The sequence below is a fragment of the Micromonospora sp. H33 genome (assembly GCF_052068455.1).
Taxonomy (GTDB): Bacteria; Actinomycetota; Actinomycetes; order Mycobacteriales; family Micromonosporaceae; genus Micromonospora.
The window spans coordinates 32,527-47,147 of record NZ_JBQHDE010000014.1; the positions used below are offsets into that span (position 1 = coordinate 32,527).

Below are 14,621 nucleotides of genomic sequence, written 5' to 3' on the forward strand. Positions count from 1 at the left end.
CCTCCTTCCGTGCTGGTCGGTCGGGTCGGTCACCCTCGTGGTGACGAGGGGGTCCGGGGCACGCCCGTCAGGGGCGTCAGGAACGGCAGGGCCGCCGGTGCGTCGCGCCGCGCGGCGGCCAGCGCCAGCAGCACGCCGGCCGTGCCGGTGCCGAGGTCCATGGACAGCCGCAGCAACTGCTCGCCGGGGAACGCGGTGCCGTCCCGGAACGGCAGGGCGTGCCACGCCAGCCGGTCCACCTGGGCGTCCAGCTCGCGCCGCCGCTGCGGGTCGTCCGGGTACGCCGCGAGGTAGGCGACGATGCCGGCCCGGCCGGCGAAGAGGCCCGACTGCGCGTAGAACGGGGACCGGGCGGCGCGGCGTACGCCGGCGCTGGCCTCGGCGAACCGCTCGTCGGTGCGGTGCAGCAGGAACTGGTCGAGCACGAGCCCGATGCCGATGCTGCCCTGCCCGAGGTAGGGCATGGTTCGCCAGCCCTCGTTGACCTCCAGAGCGCCGTCCGGCCGGACCACGCAGCGGCGCAGGTCCTGGCGCAGGGCGGTCGCGGCGTGGTCCAGCAGGGCCGGATCGCCGGTCAGCTCGTGCAGCCGCACCAGCAGCAGCGCCGGTCCGGTCCGGCCGCGCAGCAGCCCGGCGTACGGGTGCCGCCCGCCGCTGACGTCCGGCCCGGGATCGTCGGCGAGCAGGTCGACGACCCGCTCGGCGGCCCGCCGGGCCGCGTCGCGCAGCGCCGTCTCGCCGGTGCGGCCGGCCAGTTCGGCGAGGTTGAGCGCGATTCCGGACAGGCCGCTGGCGAGGCTGTGGTCGAGGCCGGTCAGCGGCTGCCGGAGGCAGATGTCGAGCACGTCGAGCGCGTCCTGCCGGCGGCCGAGCAGTTCCAGGGCGTACGCGACGCCGTGCAACCCGTCGTAGAAGCCGCACCGGGTGCCGGAGGCGGGGGCCGTGGCCCGGCGTACCAGCCACTGCTCGTGTTCCGGCCAGCGTCCGGAGCCGCTGACGTGCAGCGCGTGGAGGACCCCGGCCGCGCCGTGGGCCAGGTTGAGCCCACCGCTGCGGAACTGCTCGATGTCGCCGGGGAAGAGACGGTCGTCGCGGTCGGGTGTCGCGCTGGCGAGGACCGCCCGGGCGAGCCGGTGCCGGTGGGACGCCTCGAGGCCGACGGTGAGGTCCGGTGCGTCGTCGGTGGCGGGCGCGCCCACGATCTCCGCGACCGCGGCGTCGAGGAGGTCCCTCGGCACCGGGAAGTGCGCGGCGATGACGTCGGCGAGGTGCGCCGCCTTGCCGGGTGCCAGCCGGACCAGCTGGGTCAGCGGCAGGAACAGCGCCAGGTGGAGGCAGGCCAGGGCGTACCGGTCGACGGCCGGCCCGGTCCGGTCCCGCGGCGCGGCGAAGCCCTGGTTGCGCAGGCCGGGTCGGCGGTGCCCGTCGATCGGGGCGGCGACCTCGAAGTCGACCAGCGCGATCCGGTCGTCCGGGCGGACCATGACGTTGAACAGGTGCAGGTCGCCGTAGACGAGGCCGCGCTCGTGGATGGCCCGGAGCACCTCCTCGACCTGCAGGTGGACGTCCAGCGCCCAACGGGTGTATTCGGCGCGGTCGGCGTCCCTAGCGTCGGCGTCGATCAGCGGGTACCGGTCGACCAGGACCTTGTTCAGCGAGCGGCCCTCGATGAACTCCAGCGCGAGGAACCGGTGCTCCCCGAGGGCGAACTCGTCGTGCACCCGGGGCACCGGCGGCAGGTCGGCGAGCCGGCGCAGCGCGTCGGCCTCCCGGACCAGGCGGGCGACCGCGTCGGTGCCGTCGGCGTCCAGGCCGGCGTGCGGGCGGGCCTCCTTGAGCACCACCTGCGTGTCGGTACGCAGGTCACGGCCGACGTAGAGGCCGCCGCCGTTGGAGAAGTGGATGACCTTCTCGATGCGGTACGGCACCTCGTCGGTGCTGGTGGCGTTGCGCGCGGCCAGGTGCGGGCCGAGGAACTCGGGCAGCGTCACCCAGGACGGCACGTGGAAGACGGGGTCCCGCCGGTCGGGGACCAGCGTGCCGGTGTCGTCCTCGATCGCGGGGACCACCTGACCGTCGGGGGAGTGGCAGAAGCGGGCGGCGAAGCCGCCGTAGCGCACGTACACCGGGCCGGCGCCGTGGCGCAGGTCGCTGAGGATGTACGGGCCGGCTTCGCCGGCGAGCAGTTCGTCGAGCTCCTTGCAGACGAGTTCCAGCTCCGCGTCGTCCCGGGGATAGACGGTGACGAACTTGCCGCTGGCCGCGCGGGAGGCGTACTTGGAGTTACGCAGCAGCAGGGTGCGCGGGCCGCGGAGGAACTTGAAGGACAAACCGCGCGGGACGCAGTAGTCCCACACGGTGGCGAGCACGCGCTCGGCGTTGGCCAGGGTCGCCGACACGTGGATCTTCCAGCCCTGCTGGGGCAGCGTGCCGCCGTCGGGGGCGTAGATCAGCCAGTCGTCGAGCGACTCGGCACGCCAGCCGTCCGGTACGGGCCGTCGGGCCGCGGCGAAGGTGGGCTGCTCGACGGCGCTGCCGAGCGAGTCGTAGAACAGCCGGTCGGCGGCGCAGTAGCTGTCGTAGCGGTCGTCCACCGTGGCCATTCCCTCCGCCGTCCGGCCGATCCACTCCGTCCGGCCGGCGGATATGAGTCTGTCCGTTCGTCGAATGGCGGATCCAGTGCGATCGGTCATGACGATGGATGCGTGCCGCACGGTCGGTCATGACAAATGTCAGGTGCGCGCTCACCCGATCCTCCCGGGCCCGCGTACGCCGCTGGACGTACCGGGGGATACGTCCGCCGGCGGTCGCGTCCGCGCCGTTGCCCGGCCATGGTGTATCCATCGAGGTGACGGAAGGAATCCCACGGTGAGTCCCGGTCCGGGCCGGCCCAGGACGGTCAGGTCGCCGGGCCGGCGCTGGTCGGCCCGGCGGTCGCTGCTGGCCGAGACGGGGCTGGCGGTGGCGCTCACCCTGGTGGGCGTGCTGACGGTGCCCTACGTGGACGTCGTCTCCGCGGCCGACGAGAGCCTCGATCCGCTCGGAATCGGCCTGATCGTCGTCGCGGGGCTCGCGACCGCCGCGCGTCGCCGCCGGCCGGTGTCCGTGCTCGCCGTGGTCGCCGTCGCCGCCGCCAGCTATCTGACGATCGGTTACCCGTACGGGCCGATCATGTTCAGCGTCGCCGTCGCCGTGTACTCGGTGGCGCGCCGGTGCCCACCCGTGCCGGCGGCGGCCTGGTGCCTCGCCGTTCTCGCGGTCCTGCTGCTGCACCTGTTCACCAACAACGCGGCGCTACCGGGCCTCCTCGGCGTGTTCCCCGCGTCCGCCTGGGTGGCGGTCCCGTTCAGCCTCGGCCTGGCCCGTCGGCTGGTGGTGGAGGCCGGCGTGCGGGAACGGGCGGAGACCGAGCGCCGGCTGCTGGACGCCGAGCGGCTGCGACTGGCGCAGGAGGTGCACGACATCGTCGGCCACGGCCTGGCGGCGATCCGGATGCAGGCGGACATCGCGCTGCACCTGCGGCAGAGCAAGCCGGCGCAGGCGTTGGTGGCGCTGGAGGCGATCAGCCGGGCGAGCGCCGACGCCCTGGCGGAGCTGCGCGCGACCCTCGCCGCCATCTCCCCGGCCGGCGCCGGACCGGGAAGCGGTGACCGGGCGCCGACTCCGGGCCTGGACCGCCTGGAGGACCTCTGCGAGCGGGTGCGGGCCGCAGGAGTGTCGGTGGACCTGGTGGTGCAGGGTCAGCGTCGGCGCCTGCCGCCCGCCGTCGACGTCGCCGCGTACCGGGTCCTGCAGGAGTCGCTGACCAACGTCGTGAAGCACTCCGCCCACCCGCACGCGAGCGTCGAGGTCTCCTACCTGCCCGCAGCGGTCGCCGTGACGGTGGCCAACCAGGACGTCCTGGGCGAGCCCGTGGTGGAGGGGTTCGGCATCAGCGGCATGCGGCGGCGGGTGGCGCACGTCGGCGGCGACCTGACGGTGGGCCACGACGGGCATACCGGCCGGTTCCGCGTGCACGCCACCTTCCCCGTCGAGGCGTGAGCCGCCGCGCCGGCGCGGAACCGGACTACGTCCCTCGACGTACGGGCGGATGCGTTCCCGGGCCGATGCCCGACGGCGCGCAGCGGCCGACGATGGCGGCATGAGCGACACCATGACCGGACCCGCCCGCCCGGGACGACACGGACCCGCCGTGGTCCGGTGGCGCATCGGCCCGCGACTCCGTCGGGTCCTGCTCCTGCTGCACATCGCCTCCGCCGGCGCGTGGCTGGGCTTCGACATCGTGCTCGGTCTGCTCGTCCTCGCGGCGTTCGGGCCCGGCGACGACCTCGGCGCCGCGGCCGCGCTCACCAGCACCGGATACTTCGCGACGTGGCCGCTCGCGACCATTGGTCTGGTGTGCCTGGCCACCGGCGTCCTGCTCGGCCTCGGCACGAAGTACGGGCTGGTGCGCTACTGGTGGGTGGCGGTCAAACTCGTCCTCAACGTCGTCCTGGTCACCCTGGTCATCGCCCTGCTGAGCCCCGGCGTCCGGGAGCTGACCGAGGGCACGCGGGCCTCCCTCGCCGACGGGCGTCCGCTGCCGGAGCTGACCGACATGGCCTTCCCGCCGATCGTCTCGACCACGGCGGTGCTCGTCGCGATGACGCTGTCGGTGTTCAAGCCCGGGGGACAGGTGCGACGCGGGGCACGATGAGATCCTCGACGCGAGCGGAGGCGGACATGATCTCGGTGCTGCTGGTCGACGATCAGGACCTGGTGCGCATCGGGCTGCGTACCCTTCTGGAGAACGAGGACGGGCTCACGGTCGCGGGCGAGGCGGCCGACGGGCTCGCCGCCGTCGAGGCGGCGGTGCGTACCCGCCCGGACGTGATCCTGATGGACATCCGGATGCCCGGCGTGGACGGACTGGAGGCGACCCGGCGCATAGCCGCGCGGCCCGACCTGTCCGACACGCGGGTCATCGTCCTGACGACCTTCGAGCACGACCAGTACGTCTTCGACGCCCTGCGGCTCGGCGCCAGCGGTTTCCTGCTGAAGGACACCCCGCCCGCCCGGCTGATCGAGGCGATCCGCACCGTCGCCGACGGCGGTGCCCTGCTGTCGCCGTCGGTCACGCGTACCCTGATCGGGGCGTTCGTCAGCCGGGCCCCGCGCGCCGTCACGCCACATCCGCAGCTCGACCAGCTGACCGATCGTGAACGTGAGGTCGTCGCGCTGGTCGCGCAGGGGTTGACCAATCACGAGATCGCCGAGCAGTTGGTGGTCAGCCCGGCCACCGCCCGGACCCACGTCAGCCGGGCGATGGTCAAGCTCGGCGCGCGGGACCGGGCCCAGCTCGTCGTCTTCGCCTACCAGTCGGGCCTGGCCTGAGTTCCCACAGCGCAGGGCACCCGGGCCGGGGAGGCGGGTACGGTGCTCGCCGTGACCGTTGACGACCACCCTTCCGGGGCCCCCGACGGGCCCGTCGCCGTCCTCACCAACTCCACGGCGGGCCGGGGACGCCATCGCGGGCTGCTGCCCCGACTCGTGGACCGGCTTGCGGCGGGCGGGCGGCCGGTGCGGGTGCTGGAGTCCCGGACGGCGGTGCAGGCCCAAGCCGCGTGCCACGAGGCGGTGGCGGACGGGGCGTCGGCCCTGGTCGCGGTCGGCGGCGACGGCACCGTGCACCTGGCCCTGCAGGCGGTGGCGGGCACGTCCGTGCCGTTCGGAGCGGTGCCGGCGGGCACCGGCAACGACTTCGCCGTCGACACGGGTTTCCCGGCCGACCCGCTCGCAGCGGCGGACGTGATCGCGTCGGCGCTGCGCGACGGCCGGTCCCGCCCGGTCGACCTCGCCCGGATCACCGCCGCCGACGGCACCCGTCGGTGGTACGGGGCGGTGCTGGCGGCCGGCTTCGACGCGATCGTCAACGAGCGGGCCAACCGGATGCGCTGGCCGCGCGGCCCCCGCCGGTACGACCTGGCGATCCTGGTGGAGCTGGCCCGCCTGCGGCCCCGCCGGTACACGCTGCGCCTGGACGGGGAGACCCACGAGACGGACGCGGTCCTGGTGGCGGTCGGCAACTGCCCCACGTACGGCGGCGGCATGCGGATCTGCCCCGCCGCCGACCCGACCGACGGGCTGCTCGACGTCGTGGTGGGCGGGCGGTTCGACCGGCGCACCCTCATGCGGGTGAAGCCGCGCATCTACGAGGGCACACACGTCGAGCACCCGTTGGTGCGCAGTTACCGGGCGCGGACCGTGGAGGTGGCCGCGGAGGGCATCACCACGTACGCCGACGGCGAGCGGGCGGTCGACCTTCCGGTGACGATCACCGCGGTTCCGGGTGCGGTGCGGCTGCTGCGCTGACCCGGACCGCGCCGATGCTGGCGGCGATCACCAGGCCGATCGCCAGCACCTCACCGACGGTCAACGCCTGCCGCAGCACCAGCCAGCCGGCCAGGGCGGCGATGGCCGGACCGAGGCTCATCAGCACGGCGAACGTGGCGGTGGGCAGCCGGCGCAGGGCGAACAGCTCCATGGTGTACGGCACGACCGACGAGAGCACCGCGACCGCACCGCCCAGCGCCAGCACGACCGGGCCCAGCAGCGCGGAACCCGCGTCGGCCACCCCGATCGGCAGGGTCAGCAGGGCGGCGACGGTCAGTGCCAGGGCGAGCCCGTCGGCCCCCGGGAAGCGGCGACCGACCCGGGCGCTGAGCACGATGTACGCCGCCCACATGGCGCCCGCGCCGAGCGCGAGAGCGGCGCCGACCGGATCGAGCCGGTCGAAGCCGCCCTGGCCGAGCAGCGCCACCCCGGCGAGGGCGAGCAGCGCGCAGGCCCAGCTCGCCGCACGCCGGGCGGTGAGCACCGACAGCGCCAGCGGGCCGAGCACCTCCAGGGTGACCGCCGGGCCCAGCGGGATGCGTTCGATGGCCTGGTAGAACAGCGAGTTCATGCCGGCCAGCGCGACACCGAACGCGGCGGCCGCCGCCCAGTCGGCCCGGCCGTGTCCGCGGAGTCGGGGCCGGCACACCGCCAGCAGCAGCACGGCGCCCACGGTCAGCCGCAGCGTCACCGCCCCGGCGACCCCGGAGCGGGGGAACAGCAGGGCGGCGACCGCCGACCCGAACTGCACCGACAGCGCCCCGCCGAGCACGAGTCCCACCGGGCCGGGACCGCCGCGCGGTCGCCGGGTCGGCACGGGGCCGGGCGTCGCCCGGCCGGGGAGCAGCGTGTCGGTCACACCCTCGACGCTAGGGGCCGGCCGCGGCGGGCGGAAATGCCGGTCCGGCCGTGCTTATGCTTCCAGGTTATGACCGTGGACCTGCGCCACCTGCGGGCCTTCCTCGCCATCGCCGAGGAGGGCAGCATCACCCGCGCCGCGGTCCGGCTCCGGCTGACCCAGCCGGCGCTGTCCCGTACGCTGCGCCAGCTCGAAACCCATCTCGGCGTACGCCTGGTCGACCGCACCACCCACCACCTGGAGCTCACCGCCGTGGGCCGGGCGTACCGGGACCGCGCCGCCGCCGCGGTGGCCGCGGTCGACGACGTGCTCGACCCGCTCCACGTCGGCGGCCGGCCGATCCGGCTCGGGCACGCCTGGTCGGCGCTGGGCGAGCACACCGTCACCCTGCTGCGCCGGTGGCGGCACGCGCACCCGGAGACACCCCTCGAACTGCTGCGCATCGACGAGCGCAGCGCCGGGCTGGCCCAGGGCCGGGTCGACGTCGCCGTCCTGCGGCAGCCTGTCGACCTGCCCGGGGTACGGGCGCACCGGCTGCTCACCGAACCGCGACTCGCCACCGTGCCCGCGGACAGCCCGCTGGCCGGGCGGGCCAGCCTGACCCTGGCCGACCTGGTGGACCAGCCGATCGCCGTGAACGTCGAGACCGGCACCACCACGCTGGACCTGTGGCCCGCCGGTCACGCTCCCGCCGCGGTGGTCCAGGTCGCCAACACCGACGACTGGCTGGCGGCGATCAGCGCCGGCCGCGCCATGGGAGTGACGACGTCGGCGACCGCCGCGATGTATCCCAGCCCGGCGGTCGTCTACCTGCCGTTGACGGACGCTCCGGAGGTGACCGTCCTGCTGGCCTGGCGCCAGCCGCCCGGTCACCCGGCCGTCGCCGACCTGGTGGCGCTCGCCAGGGAGGCCGTGGGCGGGTGACCGCCGGTGAGGGCCTGCCTCGACGTCACAACCCGGCGCCGCCCGGAGCTCACCGCGACTCGCGCCGGGACGTCGACACCGGCCTCAGCCGGGCCCGGCGAGGTCCAGCACCGCGCCGAGGCCGTTGTGGCGGCCGGCGTCGGCGGCCGGGAGCACCAGCACCGCGCAGCCGGCGGCCACGGCGCCCGCGTCGGCCGGGGTGTCACCGACCATCAGGGCGCGTTCCGGGTCGACGCCCAGCATGCCGCACGCGCGCAGGAAGATCCCCGGGTCGGGTTTGCACCGGCCCACCTCGTACGACAGGACGAACGCGTCCACGAGGTCGGTGAGCCCCCAGGCGTCGAACAGCGGGCGGATGTCGAACCCGATGTTGCTGACCACGCCCACCCGGACACCGGCGGCGCGCAGCGCGGCCAGGGTGGGTGCCGTGTCCGGGTACGGCACCCAGCCCTCGGGCACCAGCAACCGCTCGTAGAGCGCCTCGGCGAGGCCGTCGATGCCCGCGTCGACCGTCGCCGCGAGACCGGTGTACGCGCCGCGGTGGGCGTGCGGGTACAGATCCCGGTCGGCCCACAGCTCGGCCAGCGCGGGCGGCACCCGGGCCGGCCGCGGGCCGCCGGCCCGCCCGGCGGTGAGCAGCCGGTCGGCCAGCCCGGTCGCCCGGACCCGGTCCAGCGTCACCCCGCAGGCCGACGCCGCGGCGATCACCCAGGCGCGCGCGTCCTCCACCTGGGCGAGGGTGCCGTGGAAGTCGAAGAGCACGCCGTCCACGGGCCGGCGGGACGCTCCGCGGCCGGCGGCCTCGTCGGTGCTGCCCGGGGCGGGTGTCTGGGCGGGTTCGGTACGGTCCGGCACGCCGTGCACCCTACCCACCGCCCCCGACCGGCCCCGACCGGACGGCCTTGTCGAGTGTCCGGGGCCGGTACGCACTAATCTTGGTCACATGTCGAGCCCCGCCGAGCGGTACGCCACGGCGCGCCGCCGGGCCGCGCAGGCCTCCCAGTTCCCCGCGCTGAACGAGTTCGCCCTCGACCTGGGGTTCGACCTCGACGACTTCCAGCGGGAGGCGTGCCAGGCGCTGGAGCGGGGCAGCGGCGTGCTGGTGTGCGCTCCCACCGGTGCCGGCAAGACCGTGGTGGGCGAGTTCGCCGTCCACCTGGCGCTGCGCGGCAACCCCGCCGGGCCGGCGGCGCCCGGCGGTGCGCCCGAGGGTCCCGCCCAGCGCAAGTGCTTCTACACCACGCCGATCAAGGCCCTGTCGAACCAGAAGTACCACGACCTGGTCGACCGCTACGGCGCCGAGCAGGTCGGGCTGCTCACCGGCGACAACGCCATCAACGGCGATGCGCCCGTGGTGGTGATGACCACCGAGGTCCTGCGCAACATGCTCTACGCCGGCTCGGCCACCCTCGAGGGCCTGGCGTACGTGGTGATGGACGAGGTGCACTACCTCGCCGACCGGTTCCGTGGCGGCGTGTGGGAAGAGGTGATCATCCACCTGCCCGCCTCGGTCACCCTGGTCTCCCTGTCGGCGACGGTGTCCAACGCCGAGGAGTTCGCCGACTGGCTGGTCACCGTACGCGGCGAGACCGCGGTCGTGGTCAGCGAGCACCGGCCGGTGCCGCTGTGGCAGCACATGCTGGTCGGCAAGCGGATGTTCGACCTGTTCCACGACGCCGACGCCGCCCGCAAGCACGACGTGCACCCGGAGCTGCTGCGCTACACCCGGGACACGATGCGCCGCCTCGAGCTGGGTGAGGGGCGCAGCGCCGGGCCGGGCGGTGGCCGCCGCGGGCCGCGCTGGCGGGGACCGATGCGCCCGGACATCGTCGACCGGCTCGACCGGGAGGGGCTGCTGCCGGCCATCCTGTTCATCTTCAGCCGCGCCGGCTGCGCCGCCGCCGTGCAGCAGTGCCTCGCCGCCGGGCTGCGGCTCACCTCCCCTGAGGAGCGGGCCGAGATCCGCCAGGTGGTGGAGTCCCGGGTCACCGCCATCCCCGGCGAGGACCTGTCGGTCCTCGGCTACTGGGAGTGGCTCGACGGGCTCGAGCGCGGGCTGGCCGCCCACCACGCGGGCATGCTGCCGGTGTTCAAGGAGGTCGTCGAGGAGCTCTTCGTCCGGGGCCTGGTCAAGGCGGTGTTCGCCACCGAGACGCTCGCACTGGGCATCAACATGCCGGCCCGGTGCGTGGTGCTGGAGCGGCTGGTCAAGTACAACGGCGAGGCGCACGTCGACCTGACACCGGGGGAGTACACGCAGCTCACCGGCCGTGCCGGCCGGCGCGGCATCGACGTGGAGGGGCACGCCGTCGTGGTGTGGTCCCCGGAGACCGACCCCCGGCACGTGGCCGGTCTGGCGTCGACGCGCACGTACCCGCTGCGGTCCAGCTTCCGACCGTCGTACAACATGGCCGTCAACCTGGTCGGGACGGTGGGCGCGGAGCCGGCGCGGGCGCTGCTGGAGTCGAGCTTCGCGCAGTTCCAGGCGGACCGGTCGGTGGTCGGCCTGGCGCGGCAGGTGCAGCGCAACACCGAGACCATCGAGGCATACGGCGCGGAGGCGGCCTGCCACCACGGCGACTTCGACGAGTACTTCGCGCTGCGCGTGGCGATCGCCGACCGGGAGCGGGCCCTCGCACGGCAGGGGCAGAGCCAGCGCAAGGCGGCCGCGGTCGCGTCGCTGGAGCGGCTGCGGGTCGGTGACGTGATCCGGGTGCCGTCCGGCCGGCGGGCCGGCCTCGCGGTGGTGCTGGACCCGGCGACCGGCGGCTTCGGCGAGCCGCGCCCGCTGGTGCTCACCCAGGACCGGTGGGCCGGTCGGGTCAGCCCCGGCGACTTCACCACCCCCGCCGAGGTGCTCGCGCGGATCCGCGTCCCGAAGCACTTCAACCACCGCTCGCCGGCCGCCCGGCGGGACTTGGCCGCCGAGGTCAGTGGCACCGGCCTGGACCGGCACGCCGGCCGTCGGGGCGGCCGGTCCCAGACCACGGGGGAGGACCACCGGCTCAGCCAGCTTCGCACCGAGCTGCGCGGGCACCCCTGCCACGCCTGCCCGGACCGGGAGGAGCACGCCCGCTGGGCGGAGCGCCGCCGGCGGCTCGAGAAGGACACCGAGGAGCTGCGGCAGCGGGTGGCCGGTCGGACCGGCTCGCTCGCCCGGACGTTCGACCGGATCGTCGCGCTGCTGACCGCGCGCGGCTACCTGGCGCCCGATGGGACGGTCACCGACGCGGGCCGGATGCTGGGCCGGATCTGGACGGAGGCCGACCTGCTGGTCGCGGAGTGCCTGCGCCGGGGTGTCTGGGACGGGCTCAGCCCGGCCGAACTCGCGGCGGCGGTGTCGGTGGTGGTCTTCGAGGCCCGCCGCGACGTCGACGAGCGGGCGTCGCTGCCCCGGGGTGCCGTGGCCGAGGCGGTGGACGTGACCCTGAAGCTGTGGAGCGAGATCGAGGCCGACGAGGCGGCCCGGGGCCTGGCCGTCACGCGCGAGCCCGACCTCGGCTTCGCCTGGCCGATCTACCGGTGGGCCCGGGGCGAGGCCCTGGCGAAGGTGCTGGCCAGCGGGCACGAACTTGACGGGGAGATGCCGGCCGGCGACTTCGTCCGCTGGGCCCGGCAGGTGGTGGACCTGCTCGGCCAGCTCGCCGACTCCGGGGGCGCCTCGGCCGAGCTGCGGTCCACCGCCCGGCAGGCCATCGCCGCAGTCAACCGGGGCGTGCTGGCCTACCACGCCACCGCCTGACGGCCCGAAGCGGTCGTCCGTCGGCACCTCGTTCCCGTCCCACCGCGATGACACTCCCGCTGACCCGCGCGGGCGGTCAGCGGGGGGTGGGGGCGGTCCAGCCGACGGGTACCCGGCCGATGCGGACGCGCTGCGGGTGGTCACCGACGGGCACGGACGCCACCCGCTGCCCCGTGGCGAAGTCGATCGCGCTGATCCGGTCGGCGCCCGCCTCGGAGATCACGCAGTGCCGGCCGTCGGCGCTGACGGTCGCCCAGTACGGCTTGCTCGCCGGCACCAGCGGACCCTCCTGGAGGGTGGCCCGGTCCACCACCGTGGCGTAGTCGTCCATGGTCCCGGCGACACAGACCTTCGTGCCGTCGGGGCTCATCGACAGCCCGTGGTGGCGCGAGTCGTTGACCCAGGTGGTGCGGTCCGGATCGGTGCGAGGGTTGGCCGGCAGGGTACGGACGCGGGTGATCCGGTCGGTTGCCACGTCGTACTCGATCAGGCCGTTGAAGAACGACACCTGGAAGTAGAGGGTGGTCTCGTCGGGGGTGAAGACGGCCGGGCGCACGGCATCGGACAGGTCCTCGCGTCCGAACCGGTCCAGCCGCTCCCGCATGTCGACGACCCGGACCACCTCGAAGGTGGTGGCGTCGGCGACGGTGATGCGCCGGTCGCCCTTGGTCCAGTCGAGCCACGGCGCGTCGAGCGCGGTGTTGACCTCGCCGATCGACATGTTCCACAGGTACCGGCCGTCGGCGGTGAAGATGTTCTCGTGCGGCTTGTCGCCGGCCCGGAACGAGCCGATCTCGCGACCGGTGACGATGTCGAGGACGTGGACCCTGTTCGAGGTGGAGGCGGAGACGGCGACTCGGCGGCCGTCCGGCGAGACGGCCATGTGGTCCGACCGGTACCCGGAGACGGGGAAGCGCCACCGCACGGCGCCGGTGGTCAGGTCGAGGGAGACGACATCGGCGAAGCTGGGCCGGGAGATCACCAGCGAGCTGCCGTCCGGTGTGGTGTACATGTCGTCGACGAACTGGTCGTGTCCCTCGCCCGGGCCGAGCCGGATGCCGAGGAAGAACGCCAGCCGTACCGGGTCGCGGTAGATCTCCCCGAGGCGGGTCGCCCGGTCGGGGATGGCGTCGAGCCGGCCGATCCGGGCGTAGTCGCCGCCGGCGTCGATGACGTCGACGGTGCCGTCCCAGTTGTTGCCGACGAACATCACCTGCCGCAGGGCGGTCGTCGCCGCCGACGGCGCCGGTACCGCGCCGACGAGCGTGCCCGTGAGAGCGGCGGCGAGGACGGCGGCGACGGCTCGGCGTGCACGACGGCCGAGCGGTGGACGGGACTGTGGCGCGCGGTGTCGTAACGGGGTCACGGCGGCCTCCAGAAACGCGAGTGTTCCTCTGTTACCTGGCGGTAACAATCAAAACACATCGATGGAGCGCCCGGGAAGAGAGACGTCGCCCCGACCAACCCGATGCCGGGCGGCGGCCGGGATGGCAGGCATGCCGCTCGCGGAACGGGAGCGGTCAGCCGGCGCGGGTGGCGAGGGCGTCGACCAGACGGCGGGCGGAGCCGGCCAGGTTCCACCGTTCGGCGAGGTCGAGCAGCCGCTCCGGATCGGCCGGCGCGGTCGGCAGGTCGGTGGGCAGGTCGGGCAGTGGCACGTCGAGGGCGACCCGGACCACCTTCGGAGCGACGGCCAGGTAGTCCCGGGCGGCGGCGAGCTTCGTCCGCAGCCCGGGTGCGAAGCCCGAGCCGGGATCGTCCAGGGCGGCGAGGATGCTGTCGATGTCGCCGTACCGGTCGACGAGGCGGGCAGCCGTCTTCTCCCCGACGCCCGGCACGCCGGGCAGCCCGTCGCTGGGATCGCCGCGCAGGGCGGCGAAGTCCGCGTACCGGGCGGCGGGCACCCCGTAGCGGGAGCGCACGGCGATGTCGTCGCAGTCCTCCAGTTTGGCCACGCCCCGCCCGATGTAGAGCAGCCGCACGTCCCGGGTGTCGTCGACCAGTTGGAACAGGTCCCGGTCGCCGGAGACCACCTCGACCGGCCCGGGCTGCGTGACCGACAGCGTGCCGAGCACGTCGTCGGCCTCGTACCCGGCGGCGCCGACGGTGGTGATGCCCAGGGCGTCGAGCACCTCGAGGATCACCGGCACCTGCGGGGTGAGCGTGTCCGGCACCACCTCACCGCCCTCCGGCGCGACCCGGTGCGCCTTGTACGACGGCAGCAGCGCCACCCGCCAGTCGGGCCGCCAGTCGTGGTCCATCGCGCAGACCATCCGCCCCGGCCGTCGCGTGCGGACCAGGGTCGCCAGCATGTCCATGAAGCCGCGTACGGCGTTGACCGGCTGGCCGTCGGGCGCGGTGGCGGCGGACTCGGGGATGCCGAAGTACGCCCGGAAGTAGAGGCTGGGCGCGTCGACGAGCATGATCGGGGCTGTCACGCCCGACAGCCTGGCACACGGCACCGACGTCCGGGTGGACGCCCGCGCCGGTGGCGGGTCAGCCCCGGTCCCGGTAGAGGGTCCCCCGTCGGGCCACGTACTGAACCCCGTAGCTGGCCAGCAGCAGCAGGATGGCCGCCACCACCTCGACCCAGGCGGCGACGCCGTCGGCGACGGTGAGCCCGATGACGAGCAGCACCAGTCCGGCGAGGGCGAGGACGCCGGACCAGAGCAGCCGCCGCCGGCGCGTCTCGGCGCGGTCGCTACCTGCCACGGTCGTCGGTCC

At 74.5% G+C, this 14,621-nt stretch carries 12 protein-coding genes; 6 read left to right on the forward strand and 6 right to left on the reverse strand.

Annotated elements, in window-relative coordinates; translation table 11 throughout:
- Positions 1–29: 29 nt before the first annotated feature.
- Complete coding sequence (gene lanKC, locus ACTMS0_RS24345; RefSeq protein WP_441157575.1) at positions 30–2,603, reverse strand: class III lanthionine synthetase LanKC; 2,574 nt, start codon at positions 2,601–2,603, stop codon at positions 30–32.
- Between the two features lie 265 nt (positions 2,604–2,868).
- On the opposite strand from lanKC, the gene ACTMS0_RS24350 reads away from it, so the two are divergent.
- The 4 genes from ACTMS0_RS24350 to ACTMS0_RS24365 all read left to right on the forward strand — a co-directional run bounded on the left by ACTMS0_RS24350 (position 2,869) and on the right by ACTMS0_RS24365 (position 6,351).
- Positions 2,869–4,041 carry a sensor histidine kinase gene (locus ACTMS0_RS24350; RefSeq protein ID WP_441157576.1) on the forward strand — a complete coding sequence of 391 codons (1,173 nt, stop codon included), beginning with the start codon at positions 2,869–2,871 and terminating at the stop codon, positions 4,039–4,041.
- Positions 4,042–4,141: 100 nt separating this feature from the next.
- Positions 4,142–4,696, forward strand: coding sequence for a DUF2269 family protein (locus ACTMS0_RS24355; protein ID WP_441157577.1), 555 nt, complete (start codon positions 4,142–4,144; stop codon positions 4,694–4,696).
- A 26-nt stretch (positions 4,697–4,722) separates the two neighbouring features.
- Positions 4,723–5,373 carry a response regulator gene (locus ACTMS0_RS24360; protein WP_441157578.1) on the forward strand — a complete coding sequence of 217 codons (651 nt, stop codon included), beginning with the start codon at positions 4,723–4,725 and terminating at the stop codon, positions 5,371–5,373.
- Between the two features lie 42 nt (positions 5,374–5,415).
- Positions 5,416–6,351: a diacylglycerol kinase gene (locus tag ACTMS0_RS24365; RefSeq protein WP_441157579.1), complete on the forward strand. Its 936-nt coding sequence runs from the start codon at positions 5,416–5,418 to the stop codon at positions 6,349–6,351.
- Here ACTMS0_RS24365 and ACTMS0_RS24370 read toward each other — a convergent pair.
- Entirely contained in the window at positions 6,314–7,231 is a 918-nt protein-coding gene (locus tag ACTMS0_RS24370) for an EamA family transporter (RefSeq protein WP_441157580.1), read from the reverse strand. The two genes, ACTMS0_RS24365 and ACTMS0_RS24370, sit on opposite strands and share 38 nt — an antisense overlap.
- A 69-nt stretch (positions 7,232–7,300) precedes the next feature.
- Between ACTMS0_RS24370 and ACTMS0_RS24375 the strand changes: the two genes are divergently transcribed.
- On the forward strand, positions 7,301–8,155 hold the full coding sequence (locus tag ACTMS0_RS24375) for a LysR family transcriptional regulator (RefSeq protein ID WP_441157581.1): 855 nt from the start codon (positions 7,301–7,303) through the stop codon (positions 8,153–8,155).
- Positions 8,156–8,239: 84 nt separating this feature from the next.
- Here ACTMS0_RS24375 and ACTMS0_RS24380 read toward each other — a convergent pair whose 3' ends face one another.
- Positions 8,240–9,010, reverse strand: coding sequence for an HAD family hydrolase (locus ACTMS0_RS24380; protein ID WP_441157582.1), 771 nt, complete (start codon positions 9,008–9,010; stop codon positions 8,240–8,242).
- An 88-nt stretch (positions 9,011–9,098) separates the two neighbouring features.
- Between ACTMS0_RS24380 and ACTMS0_RS24385 the strand changes: the two genes are divergently transcribed.
- Positions 9,099–11,897 (forward strand): DEAD/DEAH box helicase, encoded by a 2,799-nt coding sequence (locus tag ACTMS0_RS24385; RefSeq protein WP_441157583.1) that lies wholly within the window; start codon positions 9,099–9,101, stop codon positions 11,895–11,897.
- Positions 11,898–11,973: 76 nt separating this feature from the next.
- On the opposite strand, the gene ACTMS0_RS24390 is transcribed toward ACTMS0_RS24385, so the two are convergent.
- From ACTMS0_RS24390 to ACTMS0_RS24400, 3 genes are all read right to left on the reverse strand, one after another.
- Complete coding sequence (locus ACTMS0_RS24390) at positions 11,974–13,263, reverse strand: YncE family protein (RefSeq protein ID WP_441157584.1); 1,290 nt, start codon at positions 13,261–13,263, stop codon at positions 11,974–11,976.
- Between the two features lie 154 nt (positions 13,264–13,417).
- The gene (locus ACTMS0_RS24395; RefSeq protein WP_441157585.1) at positions 13,418–14,335 is read right to left on the reverse strand and encodes a 5'-3' exonuclease; all 918 of its coding nucleotides are present in this window, start codon (positions 14,333–14,335) and stop codon (positions 13,418–13,420) included.
- A gap of 58 nt (positions 14,336–14,393) precedes the next feature.
- Entirely contained in the window at positions 14,394–14,609 is a 216-nt protein-coding gene (locus ACTMS0_RS24400) for a hypothetical protein (RefSeq protein WP_441157586.1), read from the reverse strand.
- Between the last annotated feature and the right edge of the window lie 12 nt (positions 14,610–14,621).

Excerpts from the sequence above, each read along its gene's own strand:
- ACTMS0_RS24375 (WP_441157581.1), top strand. The coding sequence starts at position 7,301 with ATGACCGTGGACCTGCGCCACCTGCGGGCCTTCCTCGCCATCGCCGAG.
- ACTMS0_RS24355 (WP_441157577.1), top strand. The coding sequence starts at position 4,142 with ATGAGCGACACCATGACCGGACCCGCCCGCCCGGGACGACACGGACCC.
- ACTMS0_RS24385 (WP_441157583.1), top strand. The coding sequence starts at position 9,099 with ATGTCGAGCCCCGCCGAGCGGTACGCCACGGCGCGCCGCCGGGCCGCG.
- ACTMS0_RS24360 (WP_441157578.1), top strand. The coding sequence starts at position 4,723 with ATGATCTCGGTGCTGCTGGTCGACGATCAGGACCTGGTGCGCATCGGG.
- lanKC (WP_441157575.1), bottom strand. The coding sequence starts at position 2,603 with ATGGCCACGGTGGACGACCGCTACGACAGCTACTGCGCCGCCGACCGG.